The sequence below is a fragment of the Syntrophobacterales bacterium genome (assembly GCA_031274925.1).
Lineage (GTDB): Bacteria > Desulfobacterota > Syntrophorhabdia > Syntrophorhabdales > Syntrophorhabdaceae > PNOM01.
This window is the reverse complement of sequence record JAISPL010000025.1, coordinates 13223-32578: the sequence shown is the minus strand read 5'-3', so window position 1 is coordinate 32578 and position 19356 is coordinate 13223. Positions and strand designations below refer to the sequence as shown.

Genomic DNA, 19356 nt, shown 5'->3' with positions numbered 1-19356 from the left:
CGTGAGTAAAGAAACATCTTATGCTACAACTTGTGCCAAAAGTATGATATATTTGGAAAACTTATACACGAAAGGTATATTTTTCCGTCGGATCAGGGCTTATGAAAAACATCCTTACCATAGCCGGTTATGACCCCTCGTCAGGGGCAGGTATCACAAAGGACTTGGACGTCTTCTTTTCTCTCCGTGTCCATGGCTTGTCAGTCCCTACGGCAACGGTGGCCCAAGGCCCCAGAGGCGTGGAGGCCGTCTATCCCACCCCGGCGAATCAGTTTGCGTTCATGCTTGGGATGGCTGGCCTGGGGATGAGGATAGACGGAATCAAAATCGGTGTGGTATGGGATGAAATACACCTCCGGGAGATCGCGTCCTTCATAAAGGATAAAAAAAACATTCCCGTAGTGATCGACCCCGTATTGCGTGCGAAGAACGAGACCCCTCTTATCACCACGGAAGGGTTGAGGTATCTGATTGACACCATTTTTCCGGTTGCTTCAGTGGTTACCCCTAACATCCCGGAGGCTTCGGTCATCACCGGAAGAATAATCGAAAACACGGACGACATGAAGGAGGTTGCGGAGACTATATGCCGGATGGGACCACGCGCCGTGGTAGTCAAGGGGGGGCACATGGCAGGAGAACCAGTCGACGTTCTGTACGATGGAAGGAATTTCTCACTTTTCCAAAAAAGACGAAGAAACAAACATGTCCACGGCACGGGATGCACCTTCTCGGCTGCCCTTACCGCATTTCTCTCTCATGGATATCCGCTCCGAGAGAGCTTCCTCGCCTGTCAGGAGTACATGGCGACCATGCTGAACGAGAGTTACCACATAGATGAAAAAGGATATTTTTATAGCTCGGCTGGTCTCACACACAGCAAAGAGGCTGATCGCTACAGGGTCATCAGCACCTTGAGAAAAGCCGGGGCACACTTGACTGAGCGCAACATTGTCGAATTTATCCCCGAAGTACAACTCAACGTATGTTACGGGATTGCCAACGCCTCAGGGATTGAGGACATAGCTGCCTTTCCGGGCAGGATAGGTTCTCATGAGGGCCGCGTCCTTGTGAAAAGCGAGCCACGCTTTGGCGCATCCTCCCACGTAGCGAGGATGGTCCTGACTTTCATGAAACACTACCCATGGGTTAGATCCTGTGCAAATGTCCGATTCAGCGAGGAAACAATAAAAAAAGCCCGTACAGAAGGAATGGATGTTATCTTGGCGGACGGAAAAGTAGAGCCTAAGCCCTCAGAGGAATGGATAGGGGAAAACTTTGATCCTCTGGTAGAGAAGGCTTTACAGGGAACGAATCATCCGCCTGATATAATTTATGATATGGGAGATATTGGAAAAGAGGCCATCATAAGACTTTTTGCCGAAGACCCTCTGAAACTTATTAAAAAGATGGAGATCATAAGAACATGAAAAACCAATTAAGCGCAGCAAGGGAAGGAAAGATCACGGAAGAAATGGAGCGTGTCGCCCACGATGAAGGCATAGATGCAGAGGCCTTACGCAAATCCGTGGCAGAGGGAAAGGCAACCATTCTGGCCAACAACGGGCATCGAAATTATACACCAAAAGGAGTAGGGAAAGGTCTGAGCGTAAAGGTCAATGCAAATATCGGCACTTCATCTGAAATGGTAGACGCCGATACGGAACTCAGGAAACTGGAGATGGCCCTTAAAGCCGGGGCTGATGCCGTCATGGACCTTTCCACAGGAGGCGACCTCGACAAAATCAGGAAGACTATAATATCCCATGCGGGCATACCGCTAGGCACGGTTCCTATATACCAGGCTGCCGTGGAATCGGTGAAAAAGAATAAGACAATCACCAAAATGGAACCAGACGAACTCTTTGATGTCATTGAAAAACACGGTGCGGACGGGGTCGATTTCGTTACCGTCCATTGCGGCTTAACGCAAAGATCTTTGGAAAGGCTGAAAAATCAGGGGCGCATAACCGATATCGTAAGTCGCGGAGGGGCGTTCCTTGCGGAATGGATCATCGTCAACGAAAAAGAAAACCCCCTCTACGAACAGTATGACAGACTGCTTGCCATTGCTAAAAAGTACGATATGACGCTGAGTCTCGGCGACGCACTGAGGCCCGGCTGTATCGCCGATGCTACCGACCGGGCCCAGGTGGAGGAGCTTATAATCCTCGGGGAGCTCTCGCAGGAGGCGATCAAAAACGGAGTCCAGGTAATGATAGAAGGACCGGGGCACGTGCCTTTGAACCTGATAGAGACGAACATGATCCTGCAGAAAACGCTTTGCAATGATGCGCCGTTTTACGTATTAGGCCCCATAGTTACCGATATAGCTCCCGGATATGACCATATAACCTCCGCCATAGGCGGGGCTCTTGCCGGTTTTTACGGAGCTGACTTCCTCTGTTACGTAACGCCTTCCGAACATCTGGGGTTACCCACGCCAGCCGACGTCAGAGATGGCGTCATGGTATGTAAGATCGCCGCCCATGCGGCCGACGTGGCACGAGGAGATAAGAAGGCCATGGCTAAAGACAAGGCGATGTCAATCTTCCGCAAAGCCCTCGATTGGGAAGGTCAGACATCGTGCGCCATTGATCCCGATAAGATACGTGACTTCAGAAAAGAAAGGAAACTTGAAAACAACGTATGCAGCATGTGCGGCGAATTTTGCGCCATGAAGATAGTCAAGGACTATTTCAAAAAACAGGAGTAGATGGCGCGTTCTTCCACAGAATGGGGACTTTACGTATATACCGTATCCGAACTCTCGTCCCGTATACGACAGTCTATTAATAGCCAATTCCGGGATGTGCTGGTGGAAGGGGAAATATCTAACTCCAAACTCTACCCTTCAGGCCATTTCTATTTCACCCTGAAGGACAATCTTGCCACTATAAAAGCCGTGGTCTTCAATTTCCTGGGGAAATATCCCGATGGCGCGCTTAAAGATGGAACTGCCATTATATGCAAGGGCCGGGTGGACGTTTACGAGAAGCGTGGCGAATACCGACTTCTTGTGGATGTTATAGAGGTAAGAGGCGTCGGCCTGCTGCAACTAAAATTCCAGATGTTGAAAGAAAGGCTCCTGAAAGAAGGCCTTTTTTCGCCTGAACGGAAGAAACCTCTGCCCTTTCTGCCGGAAAGGATCGGAATTGTCACATCTCCTGCTGGTGCCGCAATACGGGATATGCTGAGGATTATCTTCGACAAGTTCACCAACATGAGCATCCTCGTGTGCCCTGTAAAGGTCCAGGGTGATGAAGCATGCCATGAAATAGCGGAAGCTATAAGATATCTTAATTCGACCGGCGAAGTGGATGTGATCATCGTAGGTCGTGGAGGAGGGTCTATTGAAGACCTCTCACCTTTCAACGAAGAAGTCGTGGCCCGGGCTGTATGCTCTTCCCAAATACCTGTAGTCTCGGCGGTAGGCCACGAGATAGACTTCACGATCTGCGATTTCGCCGCCGACGTGAGGGCGCCCACTCCCACGGCAGCGGCAGACCTGGTGGTAAAGGACAAAAAAGAGCTATCCACATTTCTCACCGATATGGATGCAAGACTCAAACAGGGAATGAGAAAACTCCTTGAGCGGTCCAAACTCCTTCTTTTTCAAGGGATGATGGACCTTAAAGAGCAAAAGGATTTTATGGTAAATTATCGGATGTATGTGGACGAAATCGGTAACAACCTGGTTCACGGGTTTTCCTTTTACTTTAAAGACAAAAAGGCTGCAGTCGATTCACTTACCCAGCGTCTTCTAGATATGAATCCAGAGAATATCCTGAAGAGAGGCTACAGTATTACGGTGAAAACCGGAACAAACGAAGTGGTGACAGACCAAAACCAAGTCGCCCCGGAGGAAAAACTCACCATACGACTCCACAAGGGGGAACTGGGTGTCAAGGTGGTAAGTTAGTCGTCAGTCGTCACTCCCCCTTCCAATAATTAATCTGACCCAATTTTTTCTTGTGTCGCTTTCTCGTATCCGATCATCTTTTCCTTGATACTCATGGGAAAGTTATCCAAAAAACTCCGTGGTCTCCTTATTAGCAGTCCCGAGAAACTGCACAAATTCTTCAAGATTTCTATCGTCCATCTAATCATGTTTTCTGGATTGCGCGAGTCTTTCATCAATCCTCTTGATCGTTTCATCTATAATCTTTCATCTCTCTTTCTTCCTCGCAGCGTCAGCATAACCCAGTATCTTTTCTTATATTATCAGGAGACCGTCCCCAAAAAAATCAACATCATACGCCACTTACTTCTTTGATTGACTCTATTCTACCCCTGTGCTACCATGGATAAATGAAATACAGAGCCGTCCTGGAATTTCACATTTCCCGAAGGGCCCGGGACCATTATCATTTCGACAACTCAATTTTTTCGTTTAACGGAAACGTGATTTTTGCCGACTTTAGGGCGGCACGAGTATTTGCCCAGAAGATCAACCAGAAGAGGGATTTGAAGAGTTTTCCCGATCAGGCGGTGAAACCAGGGCAGGTATCGGCTATGGGTCTTATCGACGAAATCCTCCATTATGTCATCCAGTTGTTCAGGCGTGAATGCAACGAGAATGCCATGGAGGAGGCCCTCAATTCTATTTATCAGACCCTTGATAGAGATGAAGTGGATAGAACCATCAGAGAATTTACAGAACAGTTTCCCCCTGTTGCGGTATACCGGGGCGAGATCTCCCTTGAAGACTATATAAGTGGCGTTACCGGAGATACTCCGAACCGCGTCGTCGTACTTGAAGAGATGCTCCTCCTCTGGCTCGCCAATATGAACCCGGCTTTTTCTCCTTTTATGGAATTCTTCGACGACACGGCCCTTAAGCAGACGACCGTCTACGCCCACATAATATCAGGGCTTAGGATGTATTTCGATACCCAGCCGACATTTGGCCCCGACAACCAGCGCCTTGTGGACATGCTAAGGAGTCCTGCGGTATTGGTGCCCAATTCTCTTTCAGGTCAGCTTGAATACATAAGGGGCTGTTGGGGGATTCTCCTCAAAGGATTCATCCGGCGTATCCTGGGTGGACTTGATCTCTTCAAAGAAGAAGATAAACTCACATTCCCTGGCCCCGGCAAATCCAGGGCATATCAGTACAAAAACACTGGTCTTGAATGCGAAGCTGAAGAATTCAGTCCTGACAGAGACTGGATGCCACGTCTCGTCCTTATGGCTAAAAACATCTACGTGTGGCTAGATCAGCTCTCAAAAAAATTCGGGCGGTCCATCAGCCGTCTCGATGAGATACCAGACGAAGAGTTGGACACCCTTTCTCGTCAGGGTTTTTCCGGACTATGGCTGATCGGCGTCTGGGAAAGAAGCCCTTCCTCACAAAAGATTAAACAGTTGTGTGGTAACCCGGAGGCGGTTCCTTCCGCCTATTCTCTCTACGACTATGAGATCGCGGAAGACCTGGGGGGAGAGGAAGCATACGCAAGCCTCAAAGAAAGGGCATGGCTCCGGGGTATCCGTCTCGCAAGCGATATGGTACCCAACCATGTGGGTATTTACTCAAGATGGACTATTCAACACCCGGACTGGTTCATATCATTGGATTACAACCCCTACCCTTGGTACTCCTTTAGCGGCGCTGATCTTTCCCATGATGAAAGAGTGGGCATCTTCGTCGAAGACCATTATTACAACCGTACCGACGCGGCAGTGGTTTTCAAGCGGGTTGACCGGTGGACTGGGAGTGAACGTTATGTCTACCATGGAAATGACGGCACGAGCATGCCGTGGAACGACACAGCACAGATCGACTACCTGAATCCTGAGGTTCGAGAGGCAATGATCCAGACTATTCTCCACGTGGCACGAAAGTTCCCGGTAATCCGCTTCGATGCAGCCATGACACTCACGAAGAAGCATTACCAGCGACTCTGGTTTCCGGAACCAGGCACGGGGGGAGCGATCCCGACACGGGCGGAGCACGGTCTCGCCAAAGAAGAATTCAATCATGCCATGCCCAAGGAATTCTGGCGGGAGGTCGTAGACCGCGTGGCATCAGAAGCGCCCGATACCCTCCTTCTAGCCGAAGCATTCTGGCTTCTGGAAGGCTATTTCGTGCGCACCCTCGGCATGCACAGAGTTTACAACAGCGCCTTCATGCATATGCTCCGGGACGAGGACAACGCGGGATACCGTCAAACCATGAAAAATACTCTTGAATTCGACCCAGAAGTCCTGAGAAGATTCGTTAATTTCATGAACAATCCTGACGAACGGACGGCAGTGGACCAGTTCGACAAGGACGGCAAATATTTCGGCGTCTGCATCTTGATGATAACCATGCCTGGTCTGCCCATGTTCGGTCATGGCCAACTTGAGGGACTCAGTGAAAAATATGGCATGGAATACCGGAGGGCATACTGGGACGAGACGCCTGACCCTCACCTTATCAAACGGCACGAGCGGGAAATATTCCCTCTCCTTCGCCTGAGATACCTGTTTGCCGGCGTAGAGCATTTTCTTTTCTACGATTTCTTTACCTCTCAAGGCCACGTGAACGAAGATGTATTTGCCTATTCAAACAAACACGGCGGCCAGCATACTGTTGTTGCCTATCACAATAAATTCGCTGAGACCGCCGGCTGGATCAAGATGGCAGTAGCCTATTCACAGAAGACCGGCCATGGTGATTCACGAAACCTCGCGCAGAAGTCTCTTGGCGAAGGACTCGCCCTGCAAGACAACGGTGACGCCTTCACGATCTTCAGAGACCATGCATCAAACCTTCAATTTATAAGAAAGAATAAGGAAATCCACGAGAAAGGCCTCTACCTGGAACTCGGAGCCTATGATTATCACGTCTTTCTCGATTTTAGAGAGGTTTTTGACAACGAGTGGGACCATTACTCACGTCTCGTCTCACACCTTAACGGCCGCGGAGTCCCAGACATAGAAAAATCTCTTGCCGAAATGCTTCTCCAGCCTGCGCTTCATGCTTTCCGGGAATTGATGAATGCCAGCACATTGCGCCAACTTTGGGAAGCTCATACGCAAGCGCTTGTTTCGAAAGACCGGGTGATCCCATCTCGCCTCATGAATGAAATGGAAGGCCAAGCCCTTAATTTCCTCCACGAGATAAAAAAACATGGCGACGGTCAAGGGAACGAAGTGGCAGAGGCAAACACTATGCGCCTCATGCTTGAATCCTTGTTGCTTACACCGTCATGTCCGCCTGAAGCAAGAGTAAAGGGCAACGGGTCCGCTAACCGGGAAACCGGCTATTCGTGCCATGAAAAGGAGATGAACCCTGCTACCTTTTATACTCTAGCCGCTTGGGTCATCACCAGGTATTCGGGCCGTATGGTCACGCAAAAACCACTTAGTTCCGCGGAAAGCCGCAGGCTGATCGACGAATGGTACCTTGGGCCTATCATTACGGCAGTCTTCCAGAATCTCGGGATGGACGACCAGTCGGCATATGGTGCAACGATTATGGTCAAGCTTCTCAATAATTACGAAAATATCTTTGAAGCCATGGGCACAGCGCAGCTCCATGAAGGCTTTGAGCGGCTTTTCGCTGATGAGGAGGCAAGGCGATTCCTCCAGGTAAACGAATATGAGGAAATCCTTTGGTTCAACAGGGACAGCCTTCGTGACATGCTTATTTCATTTCTTGCTGCCGAAACCGTCACGCTGGAGGCGAAAGAGAGGGCCACAGATGAAGACCTGACTGAGGCTGAAGTTAAGAAATATCGCTCTCTCGTCGGGCTGCTTCTCAGGGCCTCCGAACGATCGGGGTATCGCGTCGTGGAATTCCTGCGGTCCCTGAAAACCGGACCGGAGACCTGATGGTAAAGCACAATCCCGCACCAAAGGGTGGAAAACAGGGAAACATCTATTCCATGGTTCCTCATTCCCTGAAGGAAGAACTCCTTGAGATCCTTCTTGCCACTAAAGGCTTCAGGATGGAACGCATTGTATCTGACGGCCACGCCACTGCACCGGGGGAGTGGTATGATCAGGAGACGTCGGAATGGGTCATCCTTCTCACGGGCAGCGCGGGTCTCCTTTTCGAGGGCGAAAGGGATGTCCGAGTAATGGGTCCTGGGGATTACGTCTCCATTCCCGCCCACGTAAGACACCGGGTCGAATGGACGGATAAGAGCGGAAAGACGGTCTGGCTCTCCTTTCACTACAATCCATAAGTAAATCCAGGCCCTCTTTAATCAGCTAAGAGTTAAAAGACGGCCAATACAGGAGGAACTTCAAAACTACATCATTCTTGACAGTCTTGTCTTTCTTGCGCTATATTGGAAAATCAGGTGCTAGGAGCGACTATGGAACTGCTTAAGGCGATACGTGAACGACGAAGCGTGAGAAAATACCGGACCGACCCGGTCCCGGACGAAATAATAATTGAGATCCTTGATGCGGCAAGAAACGCACCATCATGGGCCAACACCCAGGTTCCACGGTTCATCGTGGTAAAAAACCGATGCGTAATGGAAGCCCTTGGCGAAACGTTGCCCCCCACTAATCCCGCCAAAAAGGCTGTTACAAATGCCCCGTGTGTGATCTGCATCATCGCAAAAAAAGGACTATCTGGTTATCATAAAGGAGTTCCCGCCACATACAAAGGGGACTGGCTGATGTTTGATGCGGGTATCGCCATGGAACACATAGTCCTTGCAGCGTGGGGCTTCGGTCTGGGAACCGTGCATGTGGGCATGTTTGATGCAAAGGCTGCAAAGAAGATACTTAAGGTGCCTGAAGAGTTTGCCGTTGTAGAATTGACCCCGGTCGGTTACTTTGATGAAATACCTAGAACTACACCGAAAAGACCCCTCAAGGAGAGTGTCTCCCTTGATACCTATGGCTTCCCATACATCGGATAAGCTGAACTAAGGCGAAAGTTTATAGTGAAGGGGCAATGATCAGCAACATTCGTATTTGGGTAAATATTGTCTTATTGGTAAGTTCTTTTGCTTTTGTGGCCGCTGGTTTTGCAGGCCCAGGCGAAGCCTCTGCCAACGATGCAAATGAGTCAAAGTTTGTAACCCCCGATAATTACAGAGTCCTTGCCTCAACAGCCGCAACCAAGGGTTCTGTAAGAATTATAGTGGGAGCCAAGGCTGGTTTCATCCCTGAACCTTCCTTTCCATTTTCAATGGCGCATTACACGACCATTTCAAACGCCCAGCAGTCTGTCATTTCCGAACTCGCCTCAAATGGATTACAATCGGCTGCCGCCTACAGGTATAAATATATTCCCTATCTGGCTATGACTGTCGACAAGGAGACTCTGGATGCCCTCCGTTCGTCCCGGCTTGTTGAAAGCATCGTAGAGGACATTTTCCTTCCACCGGCGACAGGCATAGACTGGAATATGCAATTAATCGGGGTCACTGATCTGCGCGGGTCAGACGTGACCGGAAAAGGCACTGCCATTGCCATACTCGACACAGGCGTCGACAAGAGCCATCCTTACCTCAGTGGCGCTGTGGTGTCTGAGGCATGTTATTCAACAAACACCAGCGATGGCCTTATTTCTTCCCTCTGCCCCGACGGCGCCTCCGAATCCATTGCCGACGGGTCGGCTATACCTTACGTCATCAACGGATGTACTCCCCCCAACTGCGACCATGGAACGCACGTGGCAGGGATCGCGGCCGGTCGGACGGGTGTAAATGAAAGTCCTGGGGGAGGTGTGGCCCCGGAGGCCAGTATCATCGCCATACAAGTGTTTTCCCGTCTTAATCACCCCTCGCTCTGCTACCCGAGGGTTTCTCCATGCGTCGGAGCGAGCACGGCAGATATACTCAAGGGTCTCGAAAGAGTCTACGAGCTACGAGGTACGAATATTGCCTCGGTAAATATGAGCATCGGCAGCGGCAAGTATACCACCCAAGCGAGCTGCGATAAACAATACAAACCATTCAAGGACACAATAGATAGTTTGAGAGACGCCGGAATCGCCACCATTGTGGCGTCCGGAAACGGGGACGAAAAAGGCAAAGGCTACTGCGGCGCCCTGACGTTCCCCGCCTGCATATCGTCCGCAATTAGCGTCGGCGCGACAGGTAACTCAGACAACGTGACAAGCTATTCCAATACTGCATCTTTTCTAAGCCTCCTTGCTCCCGGAGGCGACACCTTCACCAATTATTATATCACATCATCTATCCCTGAAAGGGGCTCCGCTCTCATGGCAGGCACGTCCATGGCTGCCCCCCACGTAGCCGGGGCATTCGCCGTGATGCGGCAAAGGTTCCCCTTTGCCACCACAGACCTAAGCGTAAGTGACATACAGAATATATTAGCCGCAACAGGGACGACCGCCCCTGGCTCCGGCAAGTGTGCCAAAATAAGCAAAAAACGGATCAACATCGATAAAGCGTATAACGACGCCGCCATTGTTGCCAGTATAGGGGGCACTAAAAAGGGGACAGTCATCGGAACTGATCTTGACTGCTCAACAGACAAATATACCTGTCTCGGGGCCTATTCTCAAGGAACAGACGTAACCATTGAAGCAAAGCCAAATAAGAATTCCTTCCTGGACAGTTGGGATGGGTGCGACTCCACATCATCGGGGCCATCAGGATCGGTCTGTACCGTGAATGTCAACTCAGTGTCGTATATCACCGCCATTTTCAATCCCCCACCCAAGATATCGCCCTCCTCTGGGACCCTCAATTTTGGCAATTTAAAGATGGCTGGTCCATTTCAAAAAACGGTCACCTTTAGAAATACGGGCACCTCACACCTGACGATATATAAAGCCGCCGCCCAGCCAGACTCTGAATTTAAAATAACCGAAAACAACTGTACTGCTTCGCCTATCGGAAAAAAAGAGAGTTGCGGCATAACCATCCAGATAAGCCCTGGTTCCTTTGGAGTCAAGACCGGACAACTTATTATCACTTCCAACGCCACCAATAAACCTAATGGGCTGACAGTAAAACTGAAGGCCAATGTGGTTCCGCCCAAGATCACCGTACACTCAGCTCTCAATTTCGGTTCCGTAGCGGCAAACACTTCTCTCACCAAGACCATTAGCGTCAAGAATACAGGATTGTCCGATCTCGTTATCAGAAGCGTGTCATTGGCCAGTGAGCGGTTTTTTGTCATAGGCTCAACCAATTGCAATGATGGTCAGACATTAGCAAAAGGCGCCTCATGCCCTGTTTCCATCATCTTCACGCCTGATGCCGTAAAAACCACGTATACGGACTCCCTCACCATCACATCCAATGTCCCCAATGCCCCAAATGGGCAGACAATAGTATCTCTTAAGGGAACTGGCAAATAGATCCCATACCCTTTAAGTCAAGATATGGAAGACAGTAAACCTGCCCTATCCGCTCCCTAAAAACGAGCACGGCTCGCAACGCTTGAATGGACAAGGGAGCGACCGCGTAGAGTGCATCCCTTACAAGGGGGGGGGACAACCTACATACGTTACTCGTTTTTCAAGAAAAATGTCGAGATAGGCCTGGGTCAGAACGAGACAGCCCAAGCGACGACAGGGAAATGAAAAACCTGTTGACCGGCCATGAGATCTCAGTAGATAAGACAGATAAGGGCTTGCTCCTCTTTGTCTCTTCCTTGACAAAGAACTACCCTCACTGGCAGCGTATCATGGAACTGCCTTTGGTTTGTGTATCATAAACGCGGTAAATCCAAAAAAAACATACAAGATGATGTCAGAATGAAAGAACACGGAGGAACGGACGATGGAATTCCAAGTTACTTTTCTGCCAAAGAGTCCGAAAGATATATACCGCTAATGACTAACGAATGTCTTACGCAAATATCTCCCTGAACGGAGCCTGCCACTCCTCACGCAACTCATCTATTTTAAGGTGAGCGATCGTGTTACCGTAAATCCCCTTCAGTACGAAGCTATCGTCTTTCCTTACGGTTCCTATGACACTGTAGGAAACGCTTTTCATCAGCGCCTGGAATGCTTTGTAATCGCTTTCTCTCACAGACACTATGAATCTGCTCTGGGACTCTGAAAAGAGAAGAAGATCGTCCCTGAACACCCCAGCGGAAGGTACCCGTGACAGGTCTATGTCCACCCCCAAACCACCCGCAAACGCGCTCTCCGCAAGAGAACAGGCAATGCCTCCGTCCGAGACGTCATGGCAGGACCTGATTATGCCGTTCCTGATGGCTCTTTCAAGGCGGGTATATATCGTCTTCGCGCTTCGCCCCCTCACTCTTGGAGATATGTTGCCATGAAGACCTAACGAGGCAAAATACTCCGACCCTCCCATTTCGCCATATGTCTTTCCGATGATGATAACAAGATCCCCGCCTTCCTTGAAATCCATGGTTACTGCGCGGCTCACATCGTCGATTACTGAAATAGCCGATATCAGTACAGTCTGAGGGACTGAAATCTTTATATCTTTAAATATGTAATCGTTTTTCATGCTGTCTTTGCCCGATATGCACGGCGTGCCGAAAAGGGTAGTGTAGTCATAAAGAGCCATGTTGGCCCGCACGAGTTGGGCGAGTTTGTATGGACCCTCCTGGTTCCTTTCAGATACCACGGGGTCAGACCAGCAGAAATTGTCAAGAAGAGCCATTCTGTTTAAAGCGCCGCCAGTGGCGATATTGTTCCTTATTGCCTCGTCAATGGCACAAGCAACCATATTGTAGGTATCGAATTCACTGTATTTTGGACATATCCCATGGCTTACCACCGCCCCCCAGGAACTGTCGAGGTCGGGCCTTACGACACTTGCATCGCTCGGTCCATTATTGAGGCTGCCGGTTAAGGGTTTGACCACGCTTCCACCTTGAACCTCGTGGTCGTACTGGCGGACCACGTGCTCTTTACTGCACACGTTCCACCGTCTTAGAACCTTTTTGATAACCGTGCCGTAATCGTCGGGCTCCTTGACCGCAGGTTCATCCCTTATAACACGAACCCACTTCGCAGGGAGGTTCATTTTCGGAAGCCCATTATGGAGGAAATCCATATCAAGGTAAGCCACGGTCTTTCCCTTGTACAGTACGTGGAATTTACCCGACCCAGTAAATTCTCCCAGCACTGTGGACGTAACGTTCATCTTTTCTGAAAGCTCCATGAACTCGTCCAATTTATCCGGGCTTACTGAAACAGTCATCCTTTCCTGGGCCTCTGAGAGGAGTATCTCCCACGGCGAAAGCCCTTGGTATTTTAGCGGCGCCCTGTCAATATGGATAATACATCCGTTCGTATCCTGCGCCATCTCGCCCACCGAAGACGAAAGGCCTCCTGCCCCATTGTCCGTGATGGAGGTGTAGAGGGCCATGTCCCGCGCTACAAGGAGAAAATCGGTCATTCTTTTTTGCGTGATAGGGTCTCCTATCTGGACGGCGCTCGTGGGCGAAACCTCAGATAGTTCTTCGGATGAGAACGTAGCGCCATGAATGCCGTCCTTGCCTATCTTACCGCCAACCATAACAATCGCATCGCCTCTCCAGACCTGCTTCGTGTAAGTCGGCTCACCTTTTATGGTGCGGGGCATAATCCCGCACGTACCGCAAAAAACCAGAGGCTTACCGAGATAGCCCTGATGAAAGACAAGAGAGCCATTCACGGTCGGTATACCGCTTTTGTTGCCCCCATGCTCCACACCTTCCCGAACACCGTCAAGAACTCTCTTGGGGTGAAGGAGGCGCGGCGGCATATCCCCTTTATAGTCAGGAGGGGCAAAGCAGAAAATATTCGTATTGAATGCAAGCTTGGCCCCCTTGCCAGTGCCGAAAGGATCACGGTTTACGCCTACGATCCCTGTAAGGGCGCCGCCGTAAGGGTCGAGAGCAGAAGGCGTATTGTGCGTCTCAACCTTATACGCAAGATTGAATCTCTCGTTGAACCGTATAATTCCTGCATTATCCTTGAAGACGGAGAGGCAGAAATCTCTATGGCCTTTCTGCGTGCGTATCGCCTCGGTGGAACCCATTATGTAAGTTTTGAAAAGGCTATCGATGGTGCGTACGCCCCCCCCCTCCTCATACCTTATGACGGCATTGAATATTTTATGCTTGCAGTGCTCGGACCATGTCTGGGCAAGGACCTCCATCTCCACGTCTGTAGGAGCTTGCGTGAGGCCTACCCGCTCTCTCTCTTCTCTGACCTCTTTTCGGATGAAATACCGCTGAATGGCGATCATTTCATCCCGCGAAAGCGCCCATGTCCTTTCCCTGTTGATCTTCATCATCTCATCAAGACTGGCAGTCAGCGGGAAGGTCTCAACAATAGGCTCATGTGTAATGGCAACCTTGGGCACATATATGCCCATGCCCTTGTCTTTCACATACTGGTCTTTGCTCTTGTATGTATACCTGTTGATAAGCGTATTGGCAAGCATACCCTCAGCGATGCGTACAACATCCTTCTTGTCCAACTTGCCTCTCAGGAAGAATAGCCTGGACGTGAAAACCCCTTCCCCTTCTCTGAATTTCTTTGCTGACAAGGCCTCAATCACTTCTCGCGCAGTCCTTCCCACATTGTCCGTCACCCCGGGCTTGAATCCTACTTCAATCACCCAGTCGGCGTCTGTGGGAGCAGGGCCGTTCATATACCCTATCTGAGTAACAGGATCTATAAATGCGTCTTGGGCAAGCACATCAATGATACGGCTTTCAACATCTCCGTCGACTGTATAGACATCCGCGACATGAACCTCAACTTCCAACCCGAAATCGCCTTTAATGCGCTTCTTCAGTTTTTCTCCGGGAACGTCTCTGATTCCCTCTTTATATGCGACTTCAATCCTGTAAGTCATTTATGATAGAAACTCCTTTAATTTTTTTATGCCTTCCTCTGCCCGGTCCTCACCGTGCACTTCACTGGTGAACATAATATCGGAAGACCACCCCCTAAGGAACGCCTTCAATTCGCGAAAAGGAAAAGTCCCCGCCCCCACCGGAAGGTGCTCATCCCAACCTCCGTGATTGTCATGAAGATGCATCTCCCTGATATGCCCTTTCAGAGGCGTGAGCCACCCGTCAAGAGAAACGGTAGAAAAAAGATTGAAATGGCCAGAGTCAAAGCAGAACCACAGGTTCTCCTCCCGGAAATGATCGAAGAGTTCTATCAGCGTAGACGGTTGCTCCTCAAAAATATTCTCCACCAGGACCATGAGGCCTCCCTCCGCCTCTCTGAGCACTTCAGTCCACGTTTCAATACTCCTGTCAAGCCATAGCTTATCGTTTCTATTAAACCGCCATTTATCATAACCAGGATGGCATACAACGGCCTTCGCGCGGAGCAAAGCCGCGATCTCGACTGTCTTCTTCAGTTTCTCTCTTGTGATCCTCCTGACTTCCCGGTCATATCCTCCCGGACTCAGGTCCATGAAAGGGGCATGCACAGTACACTCCAGACCGTTCCCCTCAATGTTACTCCTTAACTCTCTCACTTCGGAAGCAACCAATTCTTCTAACAGGTGATTTTCCAAGTAGATCTCCATACCTATGCCCAAACTCAGGACTCTCTTGAAATTTTGCCTGACCTTCCGGTATGGGATATTTATAAAAAAATTTCCGGCCATTACCAACTTTCTAAATTAACAGGGTTAAGGGTGATAAAGCAACAAGAAAAACGGTGAGTGTGATGCAAGAAAAAAGGGCCACGGCTTTCATGCCGCATCGGCTTCCATCCTGGATTCACTTATTCGGTCATATCGTGAACTGCCTGACCATTTTGCAGTTTCTTCTGGATACCGGCAAGTTGAGCTGAAGCGCCTGTATTATCCTGAATCCTATGGGCTGTCTCTCGTATCACCGTCGAAATCTGCTGAATACTCATCGCAATCTCGTTTTTGCTGCCGTTTCCTGTTCGGATGCTACGGCAACCTAATTGATTTCCGAGGTGGTCTTGTTGATCTGATGCGACATCTAATTATAAGGCCACCCCGACTTGACTGCATCCAAAAAACTGGTCCTCGTCTATACCGGGGTCAGCCGTTTTTCATCCGGCTTGTCACTTCCACGATCTTCCTATTCTCTTCAGTATCTCTGGCAGAGATAAAGGAAGGAACCGTAAACGCGGTAATAGCGTCAGAAACGGAGAGGCTTCCTTCACCAGAATCCTTCCTTCCTGTAAAAGGGGTGGTATCCGGACTTCTCTGGCACTGGCAGTTAATGTTTACTCTCGATACATGGTTTGTAAGAAAATTCGCAACGAGCGCTATCTCATCCATGTCTCTACCGAAGACGCTTGCCTGCTGTCCGTAATTTGAGTCCTGCACGTAGCGAATAACTTTATCAATGTCATTAAATGGAACCACAGGTATGAGAGGACCAAACTGCTCCTCCCGGTAGATTCTCATAGAAGAGGTAACAGGAGAGAGGATGGCGGGATAAAAGAAGGTGCTGTCTGTAATAGCGCCTTTTTCATTAACCACCATGGCTCCATGACCAACGGCATCTTTTGTGAGTTCTTTCAGGTACACAGGCTTGCCCGGCTCCACGAGAGGAGTCACCATTACACCATCATCCCATGGCATTCCGCATTTCACATTCTCCACGGCACCAGATAAACGGTTTAGGAATTCCTCCATGATAGTCACGTGTACAAAAAATATTTTCAATGCCGCGCAACGTTGTCCGTTAAAGGCAAGCGCCCCTGACAGACATTCCTTTACCGCTGTCTCAAGATCAGCATCAGCCAATATGATGGCGGGATTTTTCGCCTCCAGCCCAAGAATACAACGAAGCCTATGGGGTTTAGGATGAAGCCCTCTCAGAAAAGATGCGACTTCGCTTGTCCCGATAAAAGCGAAGCCGTCGACCTGTCCGGAAGCAAGAAGGGACGGAATTATCACTCGCCCCTCTCCCGAAATCATGTTAACCACTCCAGCCGGGAACAGACCGGCCAAGACCTCAAGAAGGGGCTGATAAATGAGCGCACCATACCTCGGAAGCTTGAAAATTACCGTGTTTCCCGCAAGCAGAGCCGGGACAAGTGCGGTAAAGGTCTCAAATAAAGGGTAATTGAAGGGTCCAATGCAGAGGACAACCCCCAGGGGCGATTCTCCTATCCTCCCCACAATGCCATGCTCCTCCACAATCCGTGGCGGCTTGGCACTCATGTCCCTGAAAGCACCAACGACATCCCTTACGTAGTGCACTGTCCGATCGAATTCGTGCTGAGCATCGTGATACGACTTTCCTATTTCCCACATAAGAAGAGTCGTAATCCGGTCCCTGTAAGCGAGCATCCCGGAAACAAGCTCCTCCACCTGTTCTATCCGCTGCCCCAAGCTCATGGCAGGCCAAGTTCCTCTCCCGTAGTCGTATGCTCCCACAGCCGCGCTTAGCGCTTCACACGATTCTCTCTCCGTCATAAGTGGGTACATACCTATGACTTTCTGGACTGTACCTGTCCTGGTACGCACGCAGACCGGGGAACAAACCTCCCTAAAGGACCCATCCCAACTGCGAAGCCTCCCACCTATAAGATATTGGTCAAATACAACGGGGATATCTCTCGTAAATCTCTCAGGTATATCATTTTCGTGGGAGGGAAACATCTCCCGGCAATTATTACTCATTATCACCATTAAGTCTGGTTTCAACAAGGACTTCTGTTATCCGTTTATCAGAAAAATAATTAATAATATATAAGATCGGGACAAAAAAATCATCAGATGATTGCGCCCAAGCTGACACGGGCAGGATTTGCCCGAAAATATATGATATATATTTGGAACCGACAAAAGGTTCAGAAGCAGTACGATTCATAATTACCCGGTTCCAAATGGTCTCATTTATGCCGACAGGGTGTTATGCGACAGAAAACGGCTGAAATCTCAACACCTTGTCTCCGATCCCTGTTCAGGCACCAGACATATCGTTAACGCTTATAGCCGTGTCGTTCGAGAGATTAAGCTAACTTGCTCTATTTCGTGCAGGACCCCAAGTACTTGCCGGTCATCCTGCTTGTCATCTGCATCGTTTCCCGTTTACTCTTCGTCGTTATATTGTTACTGCCTTCAAAACTATCGCCCTTGTAAGTCATCTTGCCGACACTCTCCGTTACCGTCCCATCTTTTCCTTTGCATTCCATGGCATAGGTCACCGTGTCGCCCATGATCTTCTGGTCTTTTATTTTACAGTTTTGATCCTTACCCATCGGTTTCGGGGTTATGTCATTCTTTGTCATGCACTGTTTCACCGTCATGGCAGGTATCTGGTTTGGCATTCCTTTCATTTCTATTTTGGTAGTGATTTCCCAGAGACCGTCCTTCATTTGTGCCGACGCTTCTCCCGCTATGACGAAACTGAGTATAACCACTCCCACAACTATTACATTCCGCATCATAAAGACCTCTCTTTTCAAATCATTTCGTTATCACTAAAATTTATCAACATACAGAAAGTATCATTTACTATGAGTAACGGTCAAATAAAAACTGGATTCTCTTTAATTTTCAAACCATGTCCATCGTCACCTACAGCAGAGATGCTCATTGAGCCTGAATTTTTCCTCGTAGGTATAGAATAGAAAAAGAGAGTCTTACCTAAAAAATGATGGGATCAAATCAAGTGACCCGTTAATACGGAAATGAGAGAACAATTAAGATAGTCAAGTCAACCATAAAAAAATGCGAGATACAATGCGCGTTTTACGCCTGAGATACCCAAGCAAATGCCACTCAAGAAGCCAACCCCAGCCCAGGACCTCCTCAAATTGGGTGCCGAAAGAGCTTTGACATACGCGCTCCTAAGTGGTATAGAAGGTCATTGAGATTCATCACCTTCACGAAAATTACTAAAGGGGACGCTCCATGCCGAGAACTAGATTGATTGAAAAGCCCCGTTACGAGTTTCATTATACTATGACGCTTCAGCCGCGGGACATCAATTACGGCGGACATCTGGGTAACGATGCACTCGTTTCTCTATTGGGCACTGCCCGGGCCCACATGTTTCGCACCATGGGCGTAAACGAGACAAATCTCGGAGACGGTCACACAGGAATAATAATGACTGACCTGACCGTAGAATATAAGGCCGAGGCCTTTATGTTCGATCAGCTCCTGATCGACACCCATATCGGTGAACTTGCCCGCCTCGGTTTCCGGCTGTTTCAGCGGATAACACGAGAAAATCGGATAATCGCACTGGCCGAGACAGGGCTTCTTGCGTTTGACTACAGATCACGGAAAGTTGCTCCGGTGCCGGAAGTCCTGATTGAATCATTGAGAACCAAGGCTATTGGCCCATAAAATCGGCCATAATGGATAGCCTATCGTTGATTCCTAAAAAATCGACAGACTTCTGTCCATGATCCTGTGTTGCGGTTTCTCCTAGGCAATAACCACCGCGTCGACCAGCGGCAACACGAGCTCATTACCCGCCTTGACCTAGTCGAGA

13 protein-coding genes are annotated in these 19356 nt (G+C 49.3%); 8 read left to right on the top strand and 5 right to left on the bottom strand.

All coding sequences use genetic code 11. From position 1 onward, the window contains the following. Window positions 1-101: 101 nt before the first annotated feature. From LBQ00_04110 to LBQ00_04080, 7 genes are all read left to right on the top strand, one after another. On the top strand, window positions 102-1430 hold the full coding sequence (locus LBQ00_04110) for a PfkB family carbohydrate kinase (protein MDR2018045.1): 1329 nt from the start codon (window positions 102-104) through the stop codon (window positions 1428-1430). Then, a complete protein-coding gene (gene thiC, locus LBQ00_04105; protein ID MDR2018044.1) occupies window positions 1427-2716 on the top strand; it encodes a phosphomethylpyrimidine synthase ThiC in 1290 nt (429 codons plus the stop codon). Before LBQ00_04110 ends, thiC begins: the two co-directional genes overlap by 4 nt. Beyond that, complete coding sequence (gene xseA / locus LBQ00_04100; protein MDR2018043.1) at window positions 2717-3922, top strand: exodeoxyribonuclease VII large subunit; 1206 nt, start codon at window positions 2717-2719, stop codon at window positions 3920-3922. Between the two features lie 389 nt (window positions 3923-4311). Next, window positions 4312-7821, top strand: coding sequence for a hypothetical protein (locus LBQ00_04095; protein ID MDR2018042.1), 3510 nt, complete (start codon window positions 4312-4314; stop codon window positions 7819-7821). After that, on the top strand, window positions 7821-8177 hold the full coding sequence (locus LBQ00_04090; protein MDR2018041.1) for a cupin domain-containing protein: 357 nt from the start codon (window positions 7821-7823) through the stop codon (window positions 8175-8177). Before LBQ00_04095 ends, LBQ00_04090 begins: the two co-directional genes overlap by 1 nt. A gap of 132 nt (window positions 8178-8309) precedes the next feature. Further along, on the top strand, window positions 8310-8867 hold the full coding sequence (locus LBQ00_04085; protein MDR2018040.1) for a nitroreductase family protein: 558 nt from the start codon (window positions 8310-8312) through the stop codon (window positions 8865-8867). Window positions 8868-8902: 35 nt separating this feature from the next. Further along, on the top strand, window positions 8903-11284 hold the full coding sequence (locus LBQ00_04080; protein ID MDR2018039.1) for a S8 family serine peptidase: 2382 nt from the start codon (window positions 8903-8905) through the stop codon (window positions 11282-11284). Between the two features lie 493 nt (window positions 11285-11777). On the opposite strand, the gene LBQ00_04075 is transcribed toward LBQ00_04080, so the two are convergent. From LBQ00_04075 to LBQ00_04055, 5 genes are all read right to left on the bottom strand, one after another. Continuing rightward, window positions 11778-14759, bottom strand: coding sequence for a phosphoribosylformylglycinamidine synthase (locus tag LBQ00_04075; GenBank protein MDR2018038.1), 2982 nt, complete (start codon window positions 14757-14759; stop codon window positions 11778-11780). After that, window positions 14760-15527, bottom strand: a complete 768-nt coding sequence (locus LBQ00_04070; GenBank protein MDR2018037.1) for a sugar phosphate isomerase/epimerase — start codon at window positions 15525-15527, stop codon at window positions 14760-14762. Window positions 15528-15646: 119 nt separating this feature from the next. Next, entirely contained in the window at window positions 15647-15784 is a 138-nt protein-coding gene (locus LBQ00_04065; protein MDR2018036.1) for a hypothetical protein, read from the bottom strand. Between the two features lie 151 nt (window positions 15785-15935). Then, entirely contained in the window at window positions 15936-17531 is a 1596-nt protein-coding gene (locus LBQ00_04060) for an aldehyde dehydrogenase family protein (protein ID MDR2018035.1), read from the bottom strand. 347 nt (window positions 17532-17878) lie between these two features. Continuing rightward, window positions 17879-18301 carry a DUF3617 domain-containing protein gene (locus LBQ00_04055; protein MDR2018034.1) on the bottom strand — a complete coding sequence of 141 codons (423 nt, stop codon included), beginning with the start codon at window positions 18299-18301 and terminating at the stop codon, window positions 17879-17881. A gap of 466 nt (window positions 18302-18767) precedes the next feature. Between LBQ00_04055 and LBQ00_04050 the strand changes: the two genes are divergently transcribed. Beyond that, a complete protein-coding gene (locus LBQ00_04050; protein MDR2018033.1) occupies window positions 18768-19208 on the top strand; it encodes an acyl-CoA thioesterase in 441 nt (146 codons plus the stop codon). The last annotated feature ends 148 nt before the right edge of the window (window positions 19209-19356 follow it).

Excerpts from the sequence above, each read along its gene's own strand:
- LBQ00_04110 (MDR2018045.1), top strand. The coding sequence starts at position 102 with ATGAAAAACATCCTTACCATAGCCGGTTATGACCCCTCGTCAGGGGCA.
- thiC (MDR2018044.1), top strand. The coding sequence starts at position 1,427 with ATGAAAAACCAATTAAGCGCAGCAAGGGAAGGAAAGATCACGGAAGAA.
- xseA (MDR2018043.1), top strand. The coding sequence starts at position 2,717 with ATGGCGCGTTCTTCCACAGAATGGGGACTTTACGTATATACCGTATCC.
- LBQ00_04095 (MDR2018042.1), top strand. The coding sequence starts at position 4,312 with ATGAAATACAGAGCCGTCCTGGAATTTCACATTTCCCGAAGGGCCCGG.
- LBQ00_04090 (MDR2018041.1), top strand. The coding sequence starts at position 7,821 with ATGGTAAAGCACAATCCCGCACCAAAGGGTGGAAAACAGGGAAACATC.
- LBQ00_04085 (MDR2018040.1), top strand. The coding sequence starts at position 8,310 with ATGGAACTGCTTAAGGCGATACGTGAACGACGAAGCGTGAGAAAATAC.
- LBQ00_04080 (MDR2018039.1), top strand. The coding sequence starts at position 8,903 with ATGATCAGCAACATTCGTATTTGGGTAAATATTGTCTTATTGGTAAGT.
- LBQ00_04075 (MDR2018038.1), bottom strand. The coding sequence starts at position 14,759 with ATGACTTACAGGATTGAAGTCGCATATAAAGAGGGAATCAGAGACGTT.
- LBQ00_04070 (MDR2018037.1), bottom strand. The coding sequence starts at position 15,527 with ATGGCCGGAAATTTTTTTATAAATATCCCATACCGGAAGGTCAGGCAA.
- LBQ00_04065 (MDR2018036.1), bottom strand. The coding sequence starts at position 15,784 with ATGAGTATTCAGCAGATTTCGACGGTGATACGAGAGACAGCCCATAGG.
- LBQ00_04060 (MDR2018035.1), bottom strand. The coding sequence starts at position 17,531 with ATGAGTAATAATTGCCGGGAGATGTTTCCCTCCCACGAAAATGATATA.
- LBQ00_04055 (MDR2018034.1), bottom strand. The coding sequence starts at position 18,301 with ATGATGCGGAATGTAATAGTTGTGGGAGTGGTTATACTCAGTTTCGTC.
- LBQ00_04050 (MDR2018033.1), top strand. The coding sequence starts at position 18,768 with ATGCCGAGAACTAGATTGATTGAAAAGCCCCGTTACGAGTTTCATTAT.